Origin of the sequence: uncultured Psychromonas sp., assembly GCF_947489755.1 — a bacterium.
GTDB lineage: Bacteria > Pseudomonadota > Gammaproteobacteria > Enterobacterales > Psychromonadaceae > Psychromonas.
This window is the reverse complement of the sequence record NZ_CANLFB010000007.1, coordinates 100,161-123,464: the sequence shown is the minus strand read 5'-3', so window position 1 is coordinate 123,464 and position 23,304 is coordinate 100,161. Positions and strand designations below refer to the sequence as shown.

Genomic DNA, 23,304 nt, shown 5'->3' with positions numbered 1-23,304 from the left:
AAAAAACATATTCGCTACTCAGTAGCGATGATTATACCCATTTCTATTGATCATAGATCACATTTTTTATTTTCAATAGAAATAGATAGACAAAAAAAAACCTCGCATTTGCGAGGCTTTTTAAAATTTGCTTCGAAAAAACTATTCAGCAACAATGCTCACGAATGAGCGTAAAGGCATGCCTTTCTTTTCGAATTTAACAGTACCAGTCGCTTTAGCGAATAGTGTGTGGTCTTTACCTAAGCCAACATTTAGACCAGCGTGGAATTTAGTACCACGTTGACGAACTAAAATGTTACCAGCTAAAACAGATTCGCCACCAAAACGTTTAACACCTAAGCGTTTACTTTCTGAGTCACGACCGTTATTAGTACTACCACCAGCTTTTTTATGTGCCATTTTTAATAACTCCTAATTAAGCGTTAATCGCAGTAATTTTAATTTCTGTAAACCACTGGCGGTGACCAGCTTGCTTACGAGAATGTTTACGACGACGGAACTTAACAATTTTAACTTTCTTGCCACGACCGTGAGCTACTACTTCTGCAGTAACTTTACTACCTTCAACGTATGGAACACCAACTTTAACATCTTCAGCACTTGCTACTAATAGAACTTTATCAAATTCTACAGTTGCACCAGCTTCAACATCAAGTTTTTCCAAACGAAGAGTTTGTTCAACAGCAACACGGTGTTGCTTGCCACCACTCTGGATAACAGCGTACATGTTTCTTACTCCGTTCAGGCATCTCGTGTTGTTTTATTTCAAACATAACATCGAGAGCGCACTAATTAATCACAATGGACGCGGATTCTACAGAGACATTCTTACTTTGGCAACGAGTTTTGGTTAAAAAATTGCAATTAGTTTACTGCTTTATCTTTTAATCCTAAAGCTTCAATAAAAAGCACTGTAAATCAATGCCATAGAAATCGTGATATCAAAGCTTATAAATAACATTTTTTAGTGTATTTAATAACCGAAAACAAAACAAAAAAATCTGTATTTAGTTGTAAAAAAATATTTATAATAATGGTTAACAGTTATTAATACAGCACAGTTAAAGTAATGAATAACCTCGCTAGTTTACTGATTGACGAAAGCGGAATTACATTTAACATCAAAAAGTTATATCCCCCAGCTATACAGGCCGTTAGTTTTGTGGAGTTTAAGGAAAATTATTGAAGCAATAACGGGTTATTGAGAGATAATTCCCCCACAAACACGCAGAAATATCCGTGTTGTATCGTTTTTCTTATCCATAACTGAGGTTATCTATTAAATGGCTTACTAACAACCATTCAAGCCTAAGAAAAGCTAGCCATAATCAAAAATCACCTCTCTTATTTTATTGTTAATCATTTTTTAAATTTTATTCAACATAAACTATTAACACTGTTAAACCGTAGTTTTATTTTAGAATTCACAGTAAAAGTAAAAAAGAGCAAAAAAAACAATAAAAATGAACAAAATAACATACTAAAAATCAACTAAATAAAACTTAATTTAACACTTATTGATTAAATGATGATTAAGCGTTTGTTAATGCAGTTAGGGTGTTGAGATATGTTCAATAAACGGCAATAATACACACATTATTTTCAAGACATCCAATGGGACTTTTTAGGCATGGATATTAAACAAATTCAGCAGCTTTCTTCAACGAACATGACTCAAGTTAATCAATTGATTACTGAGCAATTAAGCTCTGATGTTGCGTTAATTAATCAGCTTGGCTTTTATATTATCAACAGTGGCGGTAAACGAATTCGCCCATTACTAACCGTGTTAGCTGCACAAGCAGTAAATGTTTATAACCCAGAGATCACTAAACTAGCAGCCATTATCGAGTTCATTCACACTGCCACCTTATTACATGATGATGTTGTTGATGAATCAGACCTTCGTCGTGGTGAAAAAACGGCCAACGCTTTATTTGGTAATGCGGCAAGTGTATTAGTTGGCGACTTTTTATATAGCCGCTCTTTTGAAATGATGACTGAACTTGAAAACTTAAAAGTAATGAAAGTATTAGCGAGTGCAACGAATGTCATCGCTGAAGGTGAAGTCTTACAGCTAATGAATTGTAATAACCCAGATACGACTGAAAAGATCTATATGGATGTTATTTACTTTAAGACAGCAAAATTATTTGAAGCGGCAACACAACTGGTTGCAGTATTAGGTAAACAAAGTGCAGAAGTTGAAACCGCTTTGCTTAATTACGGTAAATATTTAGGAACGGCATTCCAATTAACAGATGATGTAATGGATTATGCATCTGATGCGAAAGAAATGGGTAAAAACACCGGTGATGACTTAGCAGAGGGTAAGCCTACCTTACCATTACTTTATGCAATGCAGCATGGCACAGTGGCTCAGAAAGCCTTAATTAGAGAAGCGATTGAAAAAGCCAATGGCATGCAAAATTTTGATTTAATCATGCAAGCTTTGAATGAAACTAAAGCTCTTGAATATACTAAAAAACGTGCAATGGAAGAAGCAGATAAAGCCATTAATGCTATTTCAATCTTACCTGAAAGTGATTACAAAGAAGCAATGATTAGTCTTGCTCATATTGCAGCTAACAGAACAAGCTAAGCAATAAAAATAGAAGATACAAAGAGAAAGTCGCCCTTTCCTTTGTTTCCTTCTATCTCAATCCACCTGAACTCTCAATACAATTCTCAATACGATTCTCGCATAACAGCCTAATTTCAGTCCTTCCTCAAAGCCGCCTTAACTTATACTCGTATTTTTATTTAGAATTTCAAGTCCTTAATCTCAAACCAATGTCTATTAATTTTTTAGATTAAACTTATTGAGCATTTATCGATAAACAATCATCACTAAAAATAAACAACACAATCACTGCATCGCAAAAAAATAACAGGTAGAAAATAAATCCGCAGGAGATAAATCATTAACCTTAACGATGTGTACTCAGAAAAGTTATCAACGTAATGTTTGGTTATCGGAAGATTGTTTTAACACAGCACCTATTGGAGTTGTATTGGTCGATTGACCGATTCTAAATGGAGCTTGTACAGCTATCTAATATTAAGATTATCCAGTGTAATAAAATGAAGCCTAACATAAACAAAAAGCCCGTTATATTTTGCAATATAACGGGCTTTTGAAACAACCATTGTATTGATTAAATCAATTAGTTAAATGGATTAACTTGAATAATTGTTTCGTTACGATCAGGACCAGTAGAAATAAGGTCCATAGGGATGCCTGTAATTTCTTCTAAGCGTTTTATGTACGCTTTAGCATTTTCAGGTAATGCATCGTAACTTGTTACGCCATACGAAACTTCAGACCAACCAGGCATTGTTTCATAAACAGGTACAGCTTTAGCGTAGCCTGCAGCAGCCATAGGCGGAACATCAACTACTTTACCATCAGGCATAGTGTAGCCAATACAGATTTTTATTTCTTTTAAGCCGTCTAATACATCAAGCTTAGTTAAACAAAAACCAGTAATACTGTTTAATTGAACTGCACGTTTAATTGCAACAGCATCAAACCAACCTGTACGACGTAAACGTCCTGTCGTTGCACCAAATTCATGGCCAACTGTACCCATGTGATGACCAGCAGGATCTAAATGGTCAATACCATCGTACAATTCTGTTGGGAAAGGACCAGAACCAACACGCGTTGTGTAAGCTTTAACGATACCTAATACGTAATCAAGGTGCGTTGGACCAAAACCACTACCAGTAGCAACGCCACCTGCAGTTGTATTTGAAGACGTCACGTATGGATATGTACCGTGATCGATATCTAGCAATGTGCCTTGTGCACCTTCAAATAAGATATTTTCACCACGTAAACGGGCTTTATCTAATTCATCAGTAACATCAATCACCATGCTAATTAATAGCGGCGCCATTTCTGTTATTTCAGCTAATACATCTTCGTAACTTACTGCGTCTACTTTGTAGTAGTTAACTAGTTGGAAGTTATGGTATTCCATGACTTCTTTTAGTTTTACAGCAAATGTTTCCATATCGAATAAATCATCAACACGTAAACCACGACGAGCAACTTTATCTTCGTAAGCTGGACCAATACCACGACCCGTTGTACCGATTGCTTTGTTACCCAGAGCTGTTTCGCGCGCAACATCTAATGCAATATGGTAAGGAAGAATTAAAGGACAACCTTCACTGATTGAAAGACGCTCTTTAGCTGGAATACCGCGAGCAATAAGCGCATTCATTTCTTTGAATAGAGCATCAGGAGCTAAAACCACACCGTTTGCAATAACACAGTGTACGTTTTCACGCAGAATACCAGAGGGAATCAAATGAAGTACTGTTTTCTCTCCATCGATTACTAGCGTGTGCCCCGCATTGTGTCCGCCTTGATAGCGAACAACCCATTGTGCTTTGTCTGTAAGTAGATCAACTACTTTCCCTTTACCTTCATCACCCCATTGAGTGCCAAGAATTACTACATTTTTTCCCATCAGAATCACATATCTCTAGCGAATTGAGCGAGGATTTTAGCAAAGTTTAAACAGTTGAATCAATATCTTTGTTAGTTAATACGCAGATAAATAATTTTAAATAAAAAAAAGGCCGATAAATCGGCCTTTTTACAATGGGTTACTGTCATTTTCACCAAGAGTGATTAATGTCAGTTTATTCTTTAGAGCCCATATATTTAAAGAAATCAGAGTCAGGACTTAATACCATTACGTCTTGTTTGTCTGCAAAACTCTTTTGGTAAGCTTGCATACTACGTAAGAAGGCATAAAAATCAGGATCTTTAGAGAATGATTCAGAGTAAATTTTAGATGACTCTGCATCACCACGACCGCGTATCTCAGCAGACTCTTTATTTGCTTGAGCTAACATGATCGATACTTTACGGTCGATATTAGCGCGAATGACTTCAGACTTCTCTTGACCTTCTGAACGGTGCTCTCTCGCTACAGCTTGACGCTCTGCACGCATACGCTTGTAAATACTGTTACTTACACCATCAGGTAAATTAATTTTCTTGATGCGAACATCAATCACTTTAATCCCTAGTTCAGATGAGCGAGCCATACGTTTAAGTGCTGTTTCCATCACTTCACCACGTTTACCCGAGACAATATCTTTAATCGTATGAGAACCGATTTCGTTACGTAAACCATTATTAATTTTACGTTTCAATAATGCTTCAGCTTGTATTTTATTACCGCCTGTTGATAGGTAGTAAACCGCTAAATCATCTATTTGCCATTTAACATAAGAATCGATAATTAAATCTTTCTTTTCTGATGTTACAAAGCGATCAGGTTGATCATCTAGCGTTTGAATACGTGTATCCATAATACGGATAGAATCAATAAATGGGACTTTAAAGTGTAAGCCAGGTCCGTAAACGACTGGGTTATTATCACTATCACGTTTCACTTTACTGAATTGCATAACGATACCGTTTTGGCCTTCAGATACAACGAATGCGCTGCTGATAAAAGCCAAAAACAAGATTGCTGGCAGTATTAATAATTTTTTCATTAGTCTCTCCCAGTAGTACGGGTGCTACGTGAATCTCGAACGCTAGTAGCAGCTTTCTCATCTAAATCCGCTTGTTCGTCGGCGCGAGAACGAGTTTCAATTTCAGTTTGAATAGGTAAACGAGAAGCACCATTCGCCGGATTACTCATTAACTTATCAAGTGGTAAGAAGGTTAAGTTGCCACCTGCTTTATTATCAATCAATACCTTAGAGCTATTGCTTAATACTTTTTCCATTGATTCAATGTATAAACGTTGACGAGTCACTTCAGGGTTAGCCTGATATTCAGGTAGCAATTGATTAAACTTAGCAACTGCACCTTGTGCTTGTAATACGATACCTTCCTCGTAAGAACGTGCTTGTTGTTCAATACGTTTCACTTGACCACGAGCAATCGGTTCTTTCTCACGCTCATAAGCTTCTGCTTCACGAACAAAACGTTCTTCATCTTCTTGTGCAGCGATTGCATCATCAAATGCATCTTTAACCTGCTCAGGTGGACGAGTTTGTTGTAAGTTAACATCAAGAATTTGAACACCTAAGTCGTAAGGTGCAATGATTTTATCAAGCATTTCCCACGTTTCTTGGCGTACCACTTCACGGCCTGTTGTTAACGCATCATCCATTGTTGAATGACCAATAACAAAACGTAAAGAGCTATCTAAAGCTTGTAATAAACTGTTATCAGGATTCGTCACACTGAATAAATATTTTTCAGGTGAAACGATACGATATTGAATTTCCATCGCAACTTGTACAATATTTTCATCTTCGGTCAACATAAAACCAGAAGTTGGTAACGTACGGAAAGCTTCAACATTAATTGGAATAATTTGATCTACAAATTTAGGATTCCAGTGTAAACCAGGTTCAACTTGTGAATGGTAAGCACCTAAACGTAAAACAACACCACGGTCAGATTCTTTTACTGTGTACCAACCACTTGCAAACCAAACAAGTACAATGATAGTTAAGATAGCAATTGCAACAAATTTCCCACCGTTAGCGTTACCGCTACCACCCGTTGGGCCAGGCGTTGATTTTTTGCCAAACAAGCCACCTAAAAGTCCAGATATCTTTTGAAATACAACATCTAGGTCAGGTGGACCTTGTTCATTCTTTTTATCGTTTTTGTTCCACGGGTCTTGATCTTTTTTATCATCTTTACCCGGTTCATTCCAAGCCATGTTAGCTCCTGATTTACTCATAAATTGAATTAATAAAATCTGTTTAATAATGAATCATTTAAAAGAATTTACCATCTACTCAAACTGTTACTGCAATGTAACAATGTTCACTCTAATAATAAAGAGTTTATGACATATTAGGTCCATTCTTCTTTATCTAATTCTGCGACAGTTTGATAGTTATCATCCACTACAAACTCTTCTATATAATCGCCTTCTTGTTTTATCAGACGCTGCCAATCAGTATTATTTAGACGAATATTAATAACACTATTACCATTTTCTGCATACGCTTCATTTTCAATACATTCTAATTGGTAGAATAATGCACGCAATTTACCTTGTGCAGGCGGTATTGATAATTGTAAAGAACGGATTTTTCCAGATAATAGACTAGTTAATGCATTAAATAAAAGATCGACACCGATGTCTTTTTGAGCAGATAACCAAACTCTGATTGGTTGCCCTAAATCATCATAATCAATTCTAGGCTCTGCTTTTTCTAAGGCATCTATTTTATTCATCACCATTAACGTAGGCACTTCACCCGCATCAATTTCATTTAACACATCTTCAACAGCATCAACGTTAGCTAAATAGTTCTCGTCCGAGCAATCAATGACATGTAGTAATAAGGTTGCTTCACGCGTTTCTTGTAATGTCGCTTTGAAAGCAGCAACAAGATCATGTGGTAAGTGACGAATAAAACCTACTGTATCGGCTAAAATACAGGTACCCACATCATCTACAGTAATTTTTCGTAATGTAGGGTCTAGGGTCGCGAACAGTTGATCGGCAGCATACACCTTCGCAGCGGTAATTTGATTAAATAATGTAGACTTACCGGCATTGGTATAACCAACCAGTGATACCGTAGGCACTTCATTACGTAAACGAGAACGACGACCTTGCTCTCGTTGTTTCGCCACTTTCTCTAAACGAGATTTAATAGTGGTAATACGCGCACCTAATAAACGTCTATCACTCTCAAGCTGGGTTTCACCAGGACCACGCATCCCGACCCCACCTTTTTGTTTATCAAGATGTGACCAGCCACGAATAAGGCGACTCGACATATAATGCAATTGGGCAAGTTCAACTTGTAACTTACCTTCATAAGTTCTTGCTCTTTGCGCAAAGATATCAAGAATAAGTGCAGTTCTATCAAGCACTAAACACTCGCAAATCTTTTCCATGTTACGTAATTGTGCTGGCGTCAAAGCATGATTGAAGATGACAATATCAGCTTCCATTGTACGCACTGTATCTGCGATTTCTTGTGCTTTACCAGTACCAACAAAATAACGTGCATGGGGTGATTTACGTGGACCAGTTACGGTTGCAACTGAATTAACTCCGGCAGAACTGACCAGCAGTTTTAATTCATCAAGATCTTCTTTATTATTTTCATCTGAAAAAGAAACATGGACTAAAACAGCCTGTTCACCGGCTTCGTAACGTTCAAACAATTAACTCTCCAATAGATTAAGTAAGAATTATAAATAGACCTTAATCCTACCACAGCTATAAAATGATTAGATAAAAAAATGGCCTGCCTGCAGGCAAGCCAATATTATCGATGTACCGATATTAATAATTTAATTATTCTTCGTGAGCAATAGTAGGCACAGCACGAGAAGGCACAACTGTTGAAATGGCATGTTTATAAACCATTTGGCTCACAGTATTCTTTAAGAGAATAACGAATTGATCAAAAGACTCAATTTGACCTTGTAATTTAATGCCATTAACTAAGTAAATAGCGACTGGAATACGCTCTTTACGCAGTGTATTCAAGAATGGGTCTTGAAGAGATTGTCCTTTTGCCATTAGCTTGTCCTTATTATTCTTTTTATTGTGTCTAAATGTCAGTATATCTAAGGGTTAGAAAAAAACCGAGCCAAAGGCTAAAATTTTGATCCGTACCTCCTTCTATCCCTTTGTATTTCAAATAACTAACGATTTAATCAGCTTTTATGTTTATTATAAAATCGATTTAACTTTTTCGAAGTTATCTGGGTTAGCACTTTCTAGCCAAGTAATATCTTGTTTCCAGCCTCGAAGCCAAGTCATTTGTCTTTTAGCTAACTGTCGAGTTGCCACTACACCTCTAAAACGCATCTCATCATAATCTAATTTACCTTCAATATATTCCCACATTTGACGATAGCCTACACAACGCATCGACGGTAAATCTAAATGTAAATCACCGCGTTCAAATAAGTCTTTTACTTCTTGTTCAAATCCACCCGCTAACATCAAATCAAAACGTTTTTCAATACGTTCATGCAATACTGATTTCTCAGCAGGAGCAATAGCAAACTGATGTACATCGAATGGAATCGGATCACTCTTAATGGCAGTCAACTCAGTCATACTTTTACCACTAATGCGATAAACCTCAATCGCTCTTGCTAGACGCTGCGGATCATTAACATGAATTCTATCTGCCGAAACTGGATCGATAATACGTAATTCGTCGTGCAATGCTTGCCAGCTTGTTTCATTAACTTGTTTTTCTATTCCAGCTCTTATCTCTGCATCCGCACTAGGCAATGGCGATAAGCCTTCCACTAGCGCTTTATAATACAACATGGTGCCACCTACCAATAATGGAGTATTACCTCTAGCAACAATGTCATGCATTAAACGCAAGGCATCATCCCGAAAATTGCCAGCAGAATAACTTTCTTTAGGATCGATAATATCCACTAACAAATGTGGTGCTAATGCTTGTTCTTCTACACTTGGTTTTGCAGTACCGATGTCCATTCCTTTATAAATTAATGCTGAATCGACACTGATAATTTCACAACGACATTGTTGTGCTAATTTAATCGCTAAATCTGTTTTCCCTGATGCCGTGGGCCCCATTAAAAAAAGAGCTTTTGGAAATGGAGATGAACTGGTGTTAGACATACTACTGAATACCTTGTAATAACAACGATAAATTAGGTTGCTTAAAGCAGCTTTGTAAATGCTCTACTGATAATTTAACTAATGAATCTAAAATGGCTTCTATTTCAGATAATGATAATATTTTTGCAGACGCATTGTCGGCTAATAAATGGCTTAATTGATCACACAATAACTTAATGTATAATTCATCACCCTCACTATTACTATTGTTTGCATCTAAGCTCACGTCATCTAAGTTATTACCCCCTGATTTATTATCATCAAGATACTCAAATAACTTAGGTAAAATAGCCGCAATTGGCGCATGCCTAAAGGCAGCAGGGACTTGGCTAACTATCACGAATTGAGATTGAAACTTATAAATGAAGCCTAACCTGTTTAATAACGTCGTTGTTTTCTGCGCTATATCTAACATATCAGATTCTAATTTAAAACGAACAGGTAGCAATAACGGTTGCGAAATAACTTCTCCATCTTGCCATGCACTATATAATCGTTCAGAAACCAGGGCTTTATTGGCTAGTGTTAATGACATTAATAACAAACCATTATTAGAGAGCGCACACCAAGCTGGAAAAACAGGTTGTATTAACAGATGCTCCGCATCAATCATACTGATCACATTAGCCGTTTTGTGTTGGTTACTTTTGCTATCAGGCACTGAAGCATCAATATTTTGCTGATAAGCTTCTGCAACAAAATCACAATAAGCACCAACTTGTTGATGATCTAATTGAGGGCGAGGAACGGCTCCAGAGTAATTTCCTTGACCATAGCTATTACCGCTACTTCCTTGCGAGCGATCATAACTATCGTGACGACTACTACGATTGCTACTTCCTTCATAACTGTCGTTACTAACATTGTTAGCGTTACTCGGATGATGGTGAGCGCTTGAACCTTGCTCTTGCTCATCATAATTGATATTAGAGGGGGGTTGATAAGCATGTTCTGAAACGCGTTGATTACCCGATCTTTGCATATTATCTTCGTCTAGCTCATGCCCTAGTAAAGAACTATCACTTAGCGTTGCATTTAATGTACTGCTAATAAAGTCATGCACCCACCGCGCTTGATGGAACCTAACTTCATGTTTAGCGGGATGAACATTAACATCCACCTCTTTAGCGTCACATTCAATATAGATAATATAACCAGGAAACATACCTTGCGGTAAAAAATGTGCATAAACCTGTCTAATCGCATGATTGACTAATTTATCGCGAATCATTCGCCCATTAATATAACAATATTGAACATCCGCTAATGGTCTAGGCGATAAACGATCAGACACCCAACCAGAAATTTTTAAGGCTTGATCGGCCGTTTCAAAAAAGACAGCATGTTGCATAAATTGTTCGCTACAAATCGCAGCAATGCGCTTTTCTTGTTGCTCTGGCGCAGCACGATATTGTCTGATGATTTTATTATTATGCTTTAAGCTGATGGCAATATCGAAACGACTCAACGCAATACGTTTAATCAACTCATCGATATGTTGAAACTCAGTTTTCTCTGTTTTTAAAAAGCGGCGACGAGCAGGTGTATTAAAAAACAAATCCAATACTTCAACCGTCGTACCCTGTGGGTGAGCAGCAGGTTGAACACTCACTTGCATATCACGCCCTTCAGCAACCGCTTGCCATGCTTGATCTTGATCGGCAGGTTTTGAAGTAAACGTTAAACGAGAAACAGAACTAACACTGGCTAATGCTTCGCCTCTAAAGCCTAAACTTACAATCGCTTCGAGATCATCAAGATGACTTATTTTACTTGTCGCATGGCGGCTTAAAGCAAGTGTTAATTGTTCTTTGCCTACACCATACCCATTATCTTTAATGCGTATGCACTTAGCACCGCCTTGCTCAATCTCAATATCGATACGAGTTGCCCCCGCATCTAAACTGTTTTCAACTAATTCTTTAACCACTGAAGCGGGTCTTTCAACTACTTCACCCGCAGCTATTTGGTTAGCTAATCGTGCAGGTAATATTTGAATAGGCATGATAATAAACTCGTAAAACTAACTAACAGGAATCGTTAACACTTGACCAATAGACAACGATTTTGAGCGTAACTTATTCGTCGATATAATTGCACTGGTCGTCGTACCGTAACGTTTAGCAATCACTGACAAAGATTCACCACTGCGTACTTTATGTTTTTTAATCACAAAATGAGTCGATGGTATTTTTAATTTTTGACCCACTTTTAATGAGTTAGAACGTAAGTTATTAAACTGTTTAAGCTGTCCTGTTGTTATATCGTATTTATTAGCAATCACTGATAACGACTGTCCGCTACTCACTGTATGTAAAGTAGGACGAGTAGGCACAACATAATTTGAACTTGGAATTTTTAATCTTTGCCCTACCAATAATCGAGAAGAGCTCAAATTGTTATATGCTTGAAGCTGTTTAGAAGAACGACCATAACGTTTTGCAATAACAGACAAAGATTCTCCACTTTGCACTTTATGTTGGGTAGGCTCTGGCGCCTTCATTATTTTTTCGGCTGCTTTAACATAGTTTGAATTAGGTATTTTTATTTTTTGACCAACGTATAAAGACGTCTTTTTCAAGTTATTATAAGTGACTAAATCCGCAGTACTTTTGTCGTACTCTTGGGCGATCAAAGATAAAGCTTCACCTGCTTTCACCGTATGAACGATTGGCTTTTGAACCACTTTTTTAATGGGTTGCTGAGAAACTGAAATTTGAACCGTTCCGCTAGGAATTTTAATCTTTTGACCAACGTACAAAGACGTCTTTTTCAAATTATTATAAACAACTAATTCAGCAGTGCTTTTATTGTATTCTCGTGCGATCAAAGATAAAGCTTCACCTGCTTTCACTGTATGAATGACAGTTTTTTGAACGGCTAAAGATTGAGTTATTTCGCCTGGTATTTTAATCTTTTGACCAACATATACAGTCGTCTTTTTTAAGTTATTATAAGCAATCAAATCCGATGTATTAAGTCCATACTCACGGGCTATCAGTGACAAAGCCTCACCTGATTTCACCGTATGCACTGATGGTGTTCGAACAACCCTTTCAACTATTTTAGAGGGTGATGAAGCTGCATCGCCTGGAATTTTAATTTTTTGACCAACGTACAAAGACGTTTTTTTCAAATTGTTATAAGCGACTAATTCCTCAGTACTTTGATTATATTCATAAGCAATCAAAGACAAAGCTTCACCTGGTTTTACAATATGTATTCGTTCTTTTTGAACAGGTTGTTGCACTACTAAAGACGGCTCATGACTACCAGGGATCTTAATTTTTTGACCGACGAGTAAAGATGTTTTTTGTAATTTATTATGGGCAACTAACCCAGCGACCGATTGATTATACTTATTAGCGATGATAGATAATGATTCACCACGTTGTACTACATGTGTTGTTGCTTTTTGGTTTTGCGCAATACTTGGCTGCGAACTGACTTCTGGCTTATCGGGCACCATATGATAATTTTCAGGAATGCTTAATACCTGGCCAATACGTAAAGAACTAGACTTTAGATGATTAAAGTCTTTCAACTTAGCGCTACTAACACTATAACGTCTTGATAAAACTGAAAGAGACTCCCCACTACGAACAGTATGTTTAATGGCACGTTTCTTCTGTGCAAATAAACTACCTTGTGGTGGTTTCTCACTAAAGTGAGTGTAGATCCCTTTGAACACAGCATTAGCAATTTTACTTTGGAATTCAGCCTGATTTAATAAACGCTCTTCAGTACGATTAGTAATGAAACCAGCTTCAACGAGAATTGATGGAATATCAGGAGATTTCAATACTGCTAAACTGGCATGTACTGGCTCTTTTTTATGCATAGTAGTGATTTTAGAAAGCTCGTTAGTCACTAAACTGCCAATGTTAAAACCAACGCCCATAGTATTACCCATCGACATATCTAATAACATTTTGTTTAAGAATGGCACACTGTCAGAGTCTTGAATTAAATCACCTGCGCCACCCAACAACTCTGATTGTGCTTCATTTCTTTCCATCCAACGCCCAAGCTCAGTGGTCGCTCTTCGGTTAGATAAAACCCAAACAGATGCCCCTTTAGGACGGCTTGAAGTGAAACCATCGGCATGAATAGACACTAAAAAGTCGGCTTTACCTTTACGCGCAATTTCAGAACGTTTATTTAAGTTAACAAAATAATCACCCGTTCTAATTAAAAAAGCCTGCATACCCCTTTGACCATCAACTTTATTTTTTAAGCGTTTAGCTATTTCTAATGTTACTTTTTTTTCATAGCTGTATTTACCTAACGCACCGGGATCATCCCCACCGTGGCCAGCATCAATCGCGACAATAATATTACGCCCATTTGGCGTTGCTGAAATTTGATTAGGCACTCTTGTTGTAATTGTTGGGAAATCGATAACCAAACGATGCCCATAAGGTTTTGCTGGCGGTAAGCTGAATATTTTGGCTTTACTGACTTCATTTAAATCAATCACTAAACGAAAAGTATTCGCTTTAGCTGTTTTACTTTCTCTAATATTTTTTATTAATTTACCTTTGTTCTTAATCGTTTTTAAATTCGCTTTGTTCGTTGTGCCAGTCAGGTCAATCACTAAACGATCAGGGTTAGTAAGGTAATGGGTTTCGTACTGAGGTTTGTTGCTAAGGTCAAACACCACACGCGTATTATCCGGAGAAGGCCATGTACGGACGCCTTTCAATTCAGTTTGTGAAGCAGAAACACTTAAACTGATGCTTTGAATCATCAATAAACTGCACAAAAAAAGCACTCTAGAATGAAATAATTGCTTTAATAATATCGTGAAGGTTTGCTTTATCATCATAAGTTATTTAATACTCTTAAACCATTTTCGGTATTTGCTTGTAAGGTTATTTCTCGTTGTTCGCCAACATAAGCAAGCGTTAAATCGATATCAGGGTTAGGCAAGAACCCAACACCACGTTCAGGCCATTCAACTAAAGAATGACTTGTTTCACCAAAGTAATCGCGGATCCCCATAAATTCTAACTCTTCAGGATCTGATAAGCGATATAAATCAAAATGATATACTTGCCAGTCAGCTAGTTCATAAGGTTCAACTAAAGTATAAGTAGGGCTTTTTACATTACCAACGTGCCCTAGACCTTGAATGAATCCTCGCGTTAAAGTGGTTTTCCCAGCGCCTAAATCGCCGTGTAAATAAATACAAGTCGCAAGCTCGCAGGCTTTACTTAAACGTTGACCAAACAAAACAGTTTGTTCTGCATCTTCTAATTTTTCTTTTAATATATTCGACATTGCGTTTTATTAACTTCCAATATAAGTAACCGATTTAGGTAAATAGTGCCATTTGATAATACAGTGTTAAGTAGCCATCATATCTTGCAAAATAACCATATCAATAAATAAACAGCATTAAACTATTATTTTCAATAGTATCAGAAAGCATATAGACCTCACTACCCTTCGCTAAGTTCGCTTTAAAACAGCGCTATCATAAACTAAGTCCCCCGTTAAAAAACAGTACTTTTAGTGGCTCAAATAATATAACGAGTATGATAAACTGACGCTTATAAATAGTGCTTCGATATCGTGCCCCCTTTTTTAATTTAAAGTGAATAACTTAAAGCAAACAATGAAAAATAATCAACACATTGAAAATACACCGCCAACCGACTCAACATCTCAAGTCACTTTATCTGAAACAGAGCTTTCAGAGCTTGCTGATAATATAAAAAATTGGGGAAAAGCGTTAGGTTTTCAAAAAGTGGGCATTACTGATATTGACCTTAAGGATCAAGAAGCTAATTTACAAAAATGGTTAGATAACGATTACCACGGCGAAATGGATTACATGGCAAAGCACGGAATGAAACGTGCTCGTCCTGAAGAACTATTGCCGGGAACCGTGCGTGTTATTTCTGCCCGTATGGATTATTTACCCGATGATGCACAATTTGCTTCAAACCTAGAAGATAAAGATCTCGCTTATATTAGTCGTTACGCGCTGGGCCGCGACTACCATAAAGTACTGCGTAAAAAGCTAAAACAATTAGGCGATAAAATTCAAGGTGAAGTAAAAGCATTAGGTTTTCGTCCTTTTGTTGATAGCGCCCCCGTATTAGAGCGACCATTAGCTGAAAAAGCAGGATTAGGCTGGGTTGGGAAACATTCATTATTACTTGATAAAGACTCTGGTTCTTGGTTTTTTATTGGTGAATTATTAGTTGATTTAGCATTACCTGTCGATAAACCACAAGCTAACCAATGTGGGCAATGTGTTGCGTGCATCAAGATCTGTCCAACTCAAGCTATTGTCGCGCCTTATGTTGTGGATGGCAGACGTTGTATTTCATACCTTACGATCGAATTACAGGGGGCGATTCCTAATGAGTTTCGTAAAGCCATTGGTAATCGTATTTATGGTTGCGATGATTGCCAATTAATTTGCCCTTGGAATCGTTTTGCAGAAACCACTGAAGAATCAGATTACCAAGCAAAAGATTTTTTGCAAAACCAATCCTTAGTGAGCTTATTCGGCTGGTCCGAAGAGACTTTTTTAAAGAATACTGAAGGATCGCCTATTCGAAGAATTGGACATCAACGTTGGTTAAGAAATATTGCAATAGCCTTAGGCAATGCACCAAGCAGTATCGATACAATAACAACTTTACAAAATAAACTGTCAACAAGTGATGATGAATTGGTTAATGAGCACATTGAATGGGCACTCTCCGAGCAACAACAAAAATTACCCATGAATATAGATAGATTAAATAATCGTTTAATTAATGCCGTTAAAAAAGGCTTACCAAGAGATGCTTAATTTAGAGAATTAATTTTGAAGTGCAGTTTATAGATTGAGTTTAGAGACCCACTTTAAAATGATTTAAGAATATATAGTTTGAGTTTGATTAATGGTTAATTTGATTGATGGTTAGTTAGATTGATGGCTAAGCTTAGTGTTTGAAGCTTTCAGTTGTTACGGTCCCAAACAGTATCTTAGCTAGTAAATCAGTTAACTAGCTAAGATACGACTATTTACAACGAAGCGTTAACACTTTCTAAATCTTGTAAAGGCCAACGTGGTTTAGCTTTTATTTCTAACCCTTGAGTATGCCCTGCTTTAAGACGTTGCATACCCGCATAAGCAATCATTGCACCATTATCGGTACAAAATTCACTGCGAGGATAAAACACTTCACCACCTAACTTTTTCATCGTAACAGCAAGTTGTTCACGTAAAGCCGTATTAGCACTTACACCGCCAGCAACCACTAAACGTTTTAAGCCAGTTTGTTTTAAAGCACGCTTACATTTTATTGCAATCGTATCAATCACTGCTTCTTGAAAAGCATAAGCAATATCAGCTTGTGTTTGATCATCTTTACCTTCACGCGCAATGGTAACGGCAGCAGATGTTTTTAAACCACTAAAACTAAAGTCTAAACCCGGTCTATCCGTCATCGGACGTGGAAACTTAAAGCGACCAGCAACGCCTTGTTCAGCCATTTTGGCTAAACGCGGGCCACCAGGGTAATCCAATCCTAATAACTTAGCCGTTTTATCAAACGCTTCGCCAGCAGCATCATCAATACTTTCACCTAATAAAGTATATTCACCGATATCATCAACTTGAACTAATAAGGTATGTCCACCTGATACTAATAATGCAACAAACGGAAAGTCTGGTTTATTGTCTTCTAACATAGGTGCGAGTAAGTGACCTTCCATGTGGTGCACTGCGATGGCAGGTTTATCCCATGCAAACGCTAAACTACGCCCAATACAAGACCCCACTAACAAAGCTCCCACTAAACCAGGCCCAGCAGTATAAGCAATCGCATCAATGTCATCTTTAGTACAATTAGCAAGCTCAAGCGCTTCTTTAATAAGTGGAATTGTTTTACGAACATGATCTCGTGATGCTAATTCAGGCACCACACCACCATAATCAGCATGTAACTTAACTTGACTATATAATTGGTGAGACAATAAACCTTGTTGATCATCATAAACGGCAATACCCGTTTCATCGCATGATGTTTCAATGCCCAAAATTCGCATAATAAACAACCTCATAACTGTAATATTTAATTAATAAAGCGAAATTAACTAAATAAAATAAAGAACTAAATAAAAAATTAAACGCATTCTAGCGGAAAAGCACAGTAAAGATTGCTTTTTTTAACGATCTTCATTATAAAATGCAGATCTGAAGATCATTAGGATCTTTATACTTTTTAAATTAAAATTAATGCGGAATTTCTTTACATTATCCCCCAAATAGGATTAAAATCTCGCACCAATTTAAATGCACTGGTCAATTTACGACCGTAACCATAAAGGTAATAGGCATATGCCAGTAATTAAACTTCGTGAAAACGAACCATTTGACGTAGCACTACGTCGTTTTAAACGTTCTTGTGAAAAAGCAGGTATCTTAGCAGAAACACGTAAACGTGAATTCTTCGAAAAACCTACTACAGTTCGCAAACGTGCTAAAGCAGCAGCTGTTAAACGTCACTTGAAAAAACTTTCTCGTGATAACGCTCGTCGCGTTCGTCTATACTAGAATAGTTAAAGGTTCTCGATGTCTTTAAAAACAAGATTACAAGAAGAGCAAAAGCTTGCAATGCGCGCAAAGGATAAAGTCCGCTTATTGACTATCCGCTCGTTAATAGCCGCTGTGAAGCAAATTGAACTTGACGATCAAGTTGAACTGGATAACGACGCTGTTACAGCAGTATTAGTTAAATCAGTAAAACAACGTAAGGATTCAATTAGTCAGTTTGAAAAAGCTGAACGACATGATCTTGCTGATATTGAAAAAACAGAACTTGCTATCTTAGAAGAGTTTTTACCTCAAGCACTCACTTCGGAAGAAGTTGAAACACTTATTAAGCAAGCAATAGCATCTTCTGGTGCACAAGGCATGCAAGATATGGGTAAAGTGATGGGGCTACTCCAAAAAGACATTCAGGGAAGAGCAGATATGGCTCAAGTTAGTTCGCTTGTAAGAGCAAACTTAAAGTAGACATTTACTCTCGTCTCTGATTAAAAAAGCCCCAGCTTAGTTTAAGTCTGGGGCTTTTTTGTTTTAATATATAAACTTTTAAAGTAAACAACTGACGCCTTTAAGGTTTATTGGTTCTTAGTTCCTAGCATTACCGGTTTCAAATAAAGACCAATATTGATTGAACCAATCACAGTCAATTTCTCTCTATAATATATTCAGTTTAGATATCTTGTATCGTTATAATAGTAACGAGTATACTACTGACTTTTCTCTTTACAGGACTCCAAAATGGCCGGCCGTATTCCTAAAAATTTCATTGACGATCTAATCTCACGTACTGATATCGTTGATGTAATTGATAGCCGTCTTAAATTGAAGAAAAAAGGCAAAAGCTACCGTGCACGTTGTCCTTTCCATAATGGTAATAACGACTCAACGTTCTCAGTAAGTCCAGATCAACAGTTTTATCATTGTTTTAACTGTGGAGTAAGCGGTAACGTTTTATCTTTTTTAATGGAATATGATGGCATTGAATTTGTTGATGCCGTTGAAGTGCTAGCAGAATCGTTATCCATTGACATACCTCGAGAAGATTCAGGACAAACACAATCACCAACCACTTATGTTGACAGAAAAGATCTTTATCAGTTAATGGGTGACATCACTCGCTTTTATCAGCAACAACTGCGCACTCATAGTAATAGCGAAAAAGTAATCAATTATTTAAAGAATCGAGGATTATCAGGTAAAACAGCCAAATATTTTCAAATTGGTTATGCGCCTGATGGTTGGGATGAAGTACGCAAAAAATTTGCGATCAACAAACAAACTGAACAGCAATTAGTCGATGCAGGTATGTTGATCAGTAAAGAGAGTGGCGGTAGTTACGATCGCTTTCGTGATCGCTTAATGTTCCCTATTCATGATCGACGTGGTCGAGTGATTGGTTTCGGTGGGCGTGTTTTTGATGATACAACACCAAAATATTTAAACTCACCTGAAACACCTATATTTCATAAAGGCAAAGAACTTTATGGCTTATATCAAGTCAAACAATACGAGAAAGACGTTCAACGTATCTTAGTCGTTGAAGGTTATATGGATGTCGTTGCATTAGGTCAGTTTGATATTAACTACGCCGTTGCATCTTTAGGTACAGCGACTACACCCGATCATATTCAATTATTATTCAGACAAACCAGTGAAGTTGTTTGTTGTTTCGATGGTGATAGTGCAGGACGTACAGCGGCGTGGCGTGCACTTGAAAATGCCCTGCCCTCGATTCAAGATGGTCGAACACTACGCTTTATGTTTTTACCTGACGGTGAAGATCCAGATAGTTTAGTACAGAAAGAAGGCAAAGAATTTTTTGAAAAACTGATTGATCAAGCCATGCCTTTATCTGATTTTTTATATCAGCACTTATTATCGCAAGTTGATATGCGCAGTGCCGATAGTAAATCAAAATTAGCACAGCTAGCAATTCCATTACTCACTAAATTACCTGATTCAGTGTTTAGACAAATGATGGAAACACGCCTAATTAGCTTGTTAGGTATTGAAAAAGAAGGATTAAAAAAATTATTACCTGCTGCTGCAACAGTTGAACGAAAGCAAACATCACAAAAAATAACACCAATGCGTTTAGCGATATCATTATTATTACAAAAGCCTCAGATGGCTTATCAACTAGCAAAAATCCCAGAATTTCAAGAAATGCAGATACCAGGTTTAACTCTTTTAAATTCACTACTTGAAATATGCAGAGTGACACCCCATCTATCTACAGGACAGTTATTAGAACATTGGCGCGGTGAGCCGCAAGAAAAACAGTTAATCACCCTAGCGACTTGGAAAAATCAAGTTCAAGAAGATAAATATGAGCAAGTGTTTTTTGATATATTAGATAATTTTTTATCGTTACATCTAACCCAACGTATTGAATTTTTAAAACAAAAATCAAGACAGGGTGATATTTTAACAACAGAAGAAACAGTGCAATTGGCTCAACTTCTTAAAGAACAAAAACAACATTAATGGGATTAGCATAAAATTTAATTTAGGCGTATAATCGAGCGCTTATATTTTTTCCCATTTACACCACATTTTACGACTACTTTTTGGATGGTACCTATGGCGCAAACACCTCAATCTCTACTTAAAGAATTGATCATTAAAGGTAAAGAGAACGGTTTCTTAACCTTCGCAGAAGTGAATGACCACCTTCCGCAAGATATCGTGGATTCAGAGCAAATTGAAGATATCATTCAAATGATCAATGACATGGGTATCCGAGTTGTTGAAACTGCTCCTGATGCAGACGATCTTATATTATCTGGTACAGATAACGACGAACCTGATGAAGATGCAGTAGAAGCCGCGGCACAAGTGCTAGCGACTGTAGAATCTGAAATTGGTCGTACAACTGACCCAGTACGTATGTACATGCGTGAAATGGGTACAGTAGAACTACTGACACGTGAAGGCGAAATTGTTATCGCTAAACGTATCGAAGAAGGCATCAAAGAAGTACAAAATTCAGTTTCTGAATATCCAGCAACTATCCGTAACTTATTAGATAACTACGATAGCTACGAAGCTGAAGAAATGAAATTAACTGATTTAATCAGTGGCTTCATTGATCCAAATGATGATATGACTCAAGCAGTTAGCGCAACTAATATCGGTTCTGAATTATCAGAAAAAGAATTAGAAGAAGACGATACTGATGGAGATGATGACGAAGAAGAGGAGGAAGGTCCTAAAGGCCCTTGTCCTGAAGAAGCAGCAGAGAAGTTTGCTGAACTACGTCGTTTAAATAATATTGTTGAAAAATCAATTACTAAAAATGGTCGTAAACATGCAGATACATTAACTGCGATAGCTGACCAAGCTGAATACTTCCAACAATTTAAATTGATCCCTAAACAGTTTGACCGCATGGTAAAACTGATACGCGGTAATATGAATGCAGCACGTGTTCAAGAACGTTTAATTCTAAAAATCTGTGTTGAGCAATGCAAAATGCCTAAAGCAGATTTTATTAAAATGTTTAAAGGCAATGAAACCAACAGCGCATGGTTAGAAACACTATTAGCTGGTAAGGAAGCTTTCGTTGCCGGTATTAAAGAGTCTGAAGAAGACTTAGAGCGTTGTATTCGTAAAATGTTAGCAATCGAAGTGGAAAGCACACTCAGTATTACTAACTTAAAAGAAATATCTCGTGCAATGAGCATTGGTGAAACTAAAGCGCGTCGTGCTAAGAAAGAAATGGTCGAAGCTAACTTACGTCTAGTTATCTCGATTGCTAAAAAATACACTAACCGTGGTTTACAGTTCTTAGATTTAATCCAAGAAGGTAATATCGGCCTAATGAAAGCCGTTGATAAATTTGAATACCGTCGTGGTTACAAATTCTCAACTTATGCTACATGGTGGATCCGTCAAGCAATCACTCGTTCTATTGCTGACCAAGCACGTACGATTCGTATCCCAGTACACATGATTGAAACGATTAATAAACTTAACCGTATCTCTCGTCAAATGTTACAAGAAATGGGGCGTGAGCCACAGCCTGAAGAATTAGCTGAACGCATGATGATGCCTGAAGATAAAATTCGTAAGGTATTGAAAATAGCTAAAGAGCCAATTTCAATGGAAACACCGATTGGTGATGATGAAGATTCACACTTAGGTGACTTCATTGAAGATACAACTATTGCATTGCCAGTAGATAGCGCAACAAGCGAAAGCCTAAAAAATGCAACGAATGATGTATTAGAAGGCTTAACGGCTCGTGAAGCTAAAGTACTACGTATGCGTTTTGGTATCGATATGAATACTGACCACACACTTGAAGAAGTAGGCAAGCAGTTTGATGTAACACGTGAACGTATTCGTCAAATTGAAGCAAAAGCATTACGTAAACTTCGTCACCCAAGTCGCAGCGAACAACTTCGTAGCTTCTTAGACGAATAGATTAATAAATAAAGTAACAAACAAGTTATCGTCACTGCGATAACCATTAAAATCCTACTTCGGTAGGATTTTTTATGTACATTCATTTATTTAAATAATAATAACGCATAGAGCGCTGATTAAATAAGCAATCAAACTGAATAAACTAGACAGATAAATGAGTAGCTTATATAATCAGCCCACAAATTAAGGCCCTTTAGCTCAGTTGGTTAGAGCATACGACTCATAATCGTCAGGTCCCCCGTTCGAGTCGGGGAAGGGCCACCACATTTTAGAAACCGTAATAGATTAATTTTTGTTACGGTTTTTTTATATCTTAAATTTAAGATATAAAAATCATTTCAGTTATCGAACTATTAATAAGTATTTTAATTAAAATAAATTCAATCACCTTCTTTCTCATTCATTACTTTTTTGCTTATTTGATCGCTCAAACATAAAAATTCTCGCTCCCATATCGTATATAATTCCCTCTTTTAGGATTTTATTAGCATCCTTAAAAAGTGCTCTACATTCTTTCTATCATAAACATCTACTATTGAACTTGGATTCAAAGAATAATTGCTAACACAAATATTTTAAATATAACTTTGGCTATAAAAGTCTGAGACATAAAACGCGATATAATTTTAAAACAATTTAACCTTAAAGACTTTGAGGTTGATTGACAGTGGTTGCGTGATAAAATGCTTT

The 23,304-nt window shown here is 37.0% G+C and carries 17 protein-coding genes, 1 tRNA gene and 2 pseudogenes; 7 read left to right on the top strand and 13 right to left on the bottom strand.

The genetic code is table 11. From position 1 onward, the window contains the following. Window positions 1-141: 141 nt before the first annotated feature. The gene (gene rpmA, locus Q0794_RS05930; protein ID WP_025563510.1) at window positions 142-399 is read right to left on the bottom strand and encodes a 50S ribosomal protein L27; all 258 of its coding nucleotides are present in this window, start codon (window positions 397-399) and stop codon (window positions 142-144) included. A 16-nt stretch (window positions 400-415) separates the two neighbouring features. Continuing rightward, window positions 416-727, bottom strand: coding sequence for a 50S ribosomal protein L21 (gene rplU, locus Q0794_RS05925; protein WP_025563511.1), 312 nt, complete (start codon window positions 725-727; stop codon window positions 416-418). Window positions 728-1,630: 903 nt separating this feature from the next. On the opposite strand from rplU, the gene ispB reads away from it, so the two are divergent. Then, the gene (gene ispB, locus Q0794_RS05920; protein WP_298940833.1) at window positions 1,631-2,602 is read left to right on the top strand and encodes an octaprenyl diphosphate synthase; all 972 of its coding nucleotides are present in this window, start codon (window positions 1,631-1,633) and stop codon (window positions 2,600-2,602) included. 565 nt (window positions 2,603-3,167) lie between these two features. Here ispB and Q0794_RS05915 read toward each other — a convergent pair. From Q0794_RS05915 to tsaE, 10 genes and pseudogenes are all read right to left on the bottom strand, one after another. Then, window positions 3,168-4,481 carry an adenylosuccinate synthase gene (locus Q0794_RS05915; protein ID WP_298940832.1) on the bottom strand — a complete coding sequence of 438 codons (1,314 nt, stop codon included), beginning with the start codon at window positions 4,479-4,481 and terminating at the stop codon, window positions 3,168-3,170. Window positions 4,482-4,656: 175 nt separating this feature from the next. Continuing rightward, window positions 4,657-5,523 (bottom strand): protease modulator HflC, encoded by an 867-nt coding sequence (gene hflC / locus Q0794_RS05910; RefSeq protein WP_298940831.1) that lies wholly within the window; start codon window positions 5,521-5,523, stop codon window positions 4,657-4,659. Continuing rightward, entirely contained in the window at window positions 5,523-6,710 is a 1,188-nt protein-coding gene (gene hflK, locus Q0794_RS05905; RefSeq protein ID WP_298940830.1) for an FtsH protease activity modulator HflK, read from the bottom strand. Before hflK ends, hflC begins: the two co-directional genes overlap by 1 nt. 137 nt (window positions 6,711-6,847) lie before the next feature. Continuing rightward, the gene (gene hflX, locus Q0794_RS05900) at window positions 6,848-8,179 is read right to left on the bottom strand and encodes a ribosome rescue GTPase HflX (protein WP_298940829.1); all 1,332 of its coding nucleotides are present in this window, start codon (window positions 8,177-8,179) and stop codon (window positions 6,848-6,850) included. A 133-nt stretch (window positions 8,180-8,312) separates the two neighbouring features. Beyond that, a complete protein-coding gene (hfq, locus tag Q0794_RS05895) occupies window positions 8,313-8,540 on the bottom strand; it encodes an RNA chaperone Hfq (RefSeq protein WP_025565420.1) in 228 nt (75 codons plus the stop codon). 153 nt (window positions 8,541-8,693) lie between these two features. After that, window positions 8,694-9,629: a tRNA (adenosine(37)-N6)-dimethylallyltransferase MiaA gene (gene miaA, locus Q0794_RS05890; RefSeq protein WP_298940828.1), complete on the bottom strand. Its 936-nt coding sequence runs from the start codon at window positions 9,627-9,629 to the stop codon at window positions 8,694-8,696. Between the two features lies 1 nt (window position 9,630). Beyond that, complete coding sequence (mutL, locus tag Q0794_RS05885; protein ID WP_298940827.1) at window positions 9,631-11,634, bottom strand: DNA mismatch repair endonuclease MutL; 2,004 nt, start codon at window positions 11,632-11,634, stop codon at window positions 9,631-9,633. 18 nt (window positions 11,635-11,652) lie between these two features. Continuing rightward, a pseudogene (locus tag Q0794_RS05880) lies at window positions 11,653-11,793 on the bottom strand (LysM peptidoglycan-binding domain-containing protein); the annotation flags it as partial. Window positions 11,794-11,826: 33 nt separating this feature from the next. Next, a pseudogene (locus Q0794_RS05875) lies at window positions 11,827-14,379 on the bottom strand (LysM peptidoglycan-binding domain-containing protein); the annotation flags it as partial. A gap of 74 nt (window positions 14,380-14,453) precedes the next feature. Continuing rightward, window positions 14,454-14,912: a tRNA (adenosine(37)-N6)-threonylcarbamoyltransferase complex ATPase subunit type 1 TsaE gene (tsaE, locus tag Q0794_RS05870; protein ID WP_298940826.1), complete on the bottom strand. Its 459-nt coding sequence runs from the start codon at window positions 14,910-14,912 to the stop codon at window positions 14,454-14,456. 337 nt (window positions 14,913-15,249) lie between these two features. Between tsaE and queG the strand changes: the two genes are divergently transcribed. Continuing rightward, window positions 15,250-16,440 carry a tRNA epoxyqueuosine(34) reductase QueG gene (gene queG / locus Q0794_RS05865; protein ID WP_298940825.1) on the top strand — a complete coding sequence of 397 codons (1,191 nt, stop codon included), beginning with the start codon at window positions 15,250-15,252 and terminating at the stop codon, window positions 16,438-16,440. Window positions 16,441-16,655: 215 nt separating this feature from the next. Here the strand turns inward: queG and tsaD are convergent, their stop codons facing one another. After that, entirely contained in the window at window positions 16,656-17,681 is a 1,026-nt protein-coding gene (tsaD, locus tag Q0794_RS05860) for a tRNA (adenosine(37)-N6)-threonylcarbamoyltransferase complex transferase subunit TsaD (protein WP_298940824.1), read from the bottom strand. Window positions 17,682-17,973: 292 nt separating this feature from the next. Between tsaD and rpsU the strand changes: the two genes are divergently transcribed. From rpsU to Q0794_RS05835, 5 genes are all read left to right on the top strand, one after another. Beyond that, window positions 17,974-18,189 (top strand): 30S ribosomal protein S21, encoded by a 216-nt coding sequence (gene rpsU / locus Q0794_RS05855; RefSeq protein ID WP_025563760.1) that lies wholly within the window; start codon window positions 17,974-17,976, stop codon window positions 18,187-18,189. Between the two features lie 18 nt (window positions 18,190-18,207). Next, entirely contained in the window at window positions 18,208-18,651 is a 444-nt protein-coding gene (locus Q0794_RS05850) for a GatB/YqeY domain-containing protein (RefSeq protein WP_298940823.1), read from the top strand. A 270-nt stretch (window positions 18,652-18,921) separates the two neighbouring features. Continuing rightward, entirely contained in the window at window positions 18,922-20,670 is a 1,749-nt protein-coding gene (dnaG, locus tag Q0794_RS05845; protein WP_298940822.1) for a DNA primase, read from the top strand. Window positions 20,671-20,766: 96 nt separating this feature from the next. Then, window positions 20,767-22,611 carry an RNA polymerase sigma factor RpoD gene (gene rpoD, locus Q0794_RS05840; RefSeq protein ID WP_298940821.1) on the top strand — a complete coding sequence of 615 codons (1,845 nt, stop codon included), beginning with the start codon at window positions 20,767-20,769 and terminating at the stop codon, window positions 22,609-22,611. Between the two features lie 190 nt (window positions 22,612-22,801). Then, window positions 22,802-22,878, top strand: a tRNA-Ile gene (locus Q0794_RS05835). Window positions 22,879-23,304: the final 426 nt, after the last annotated feature.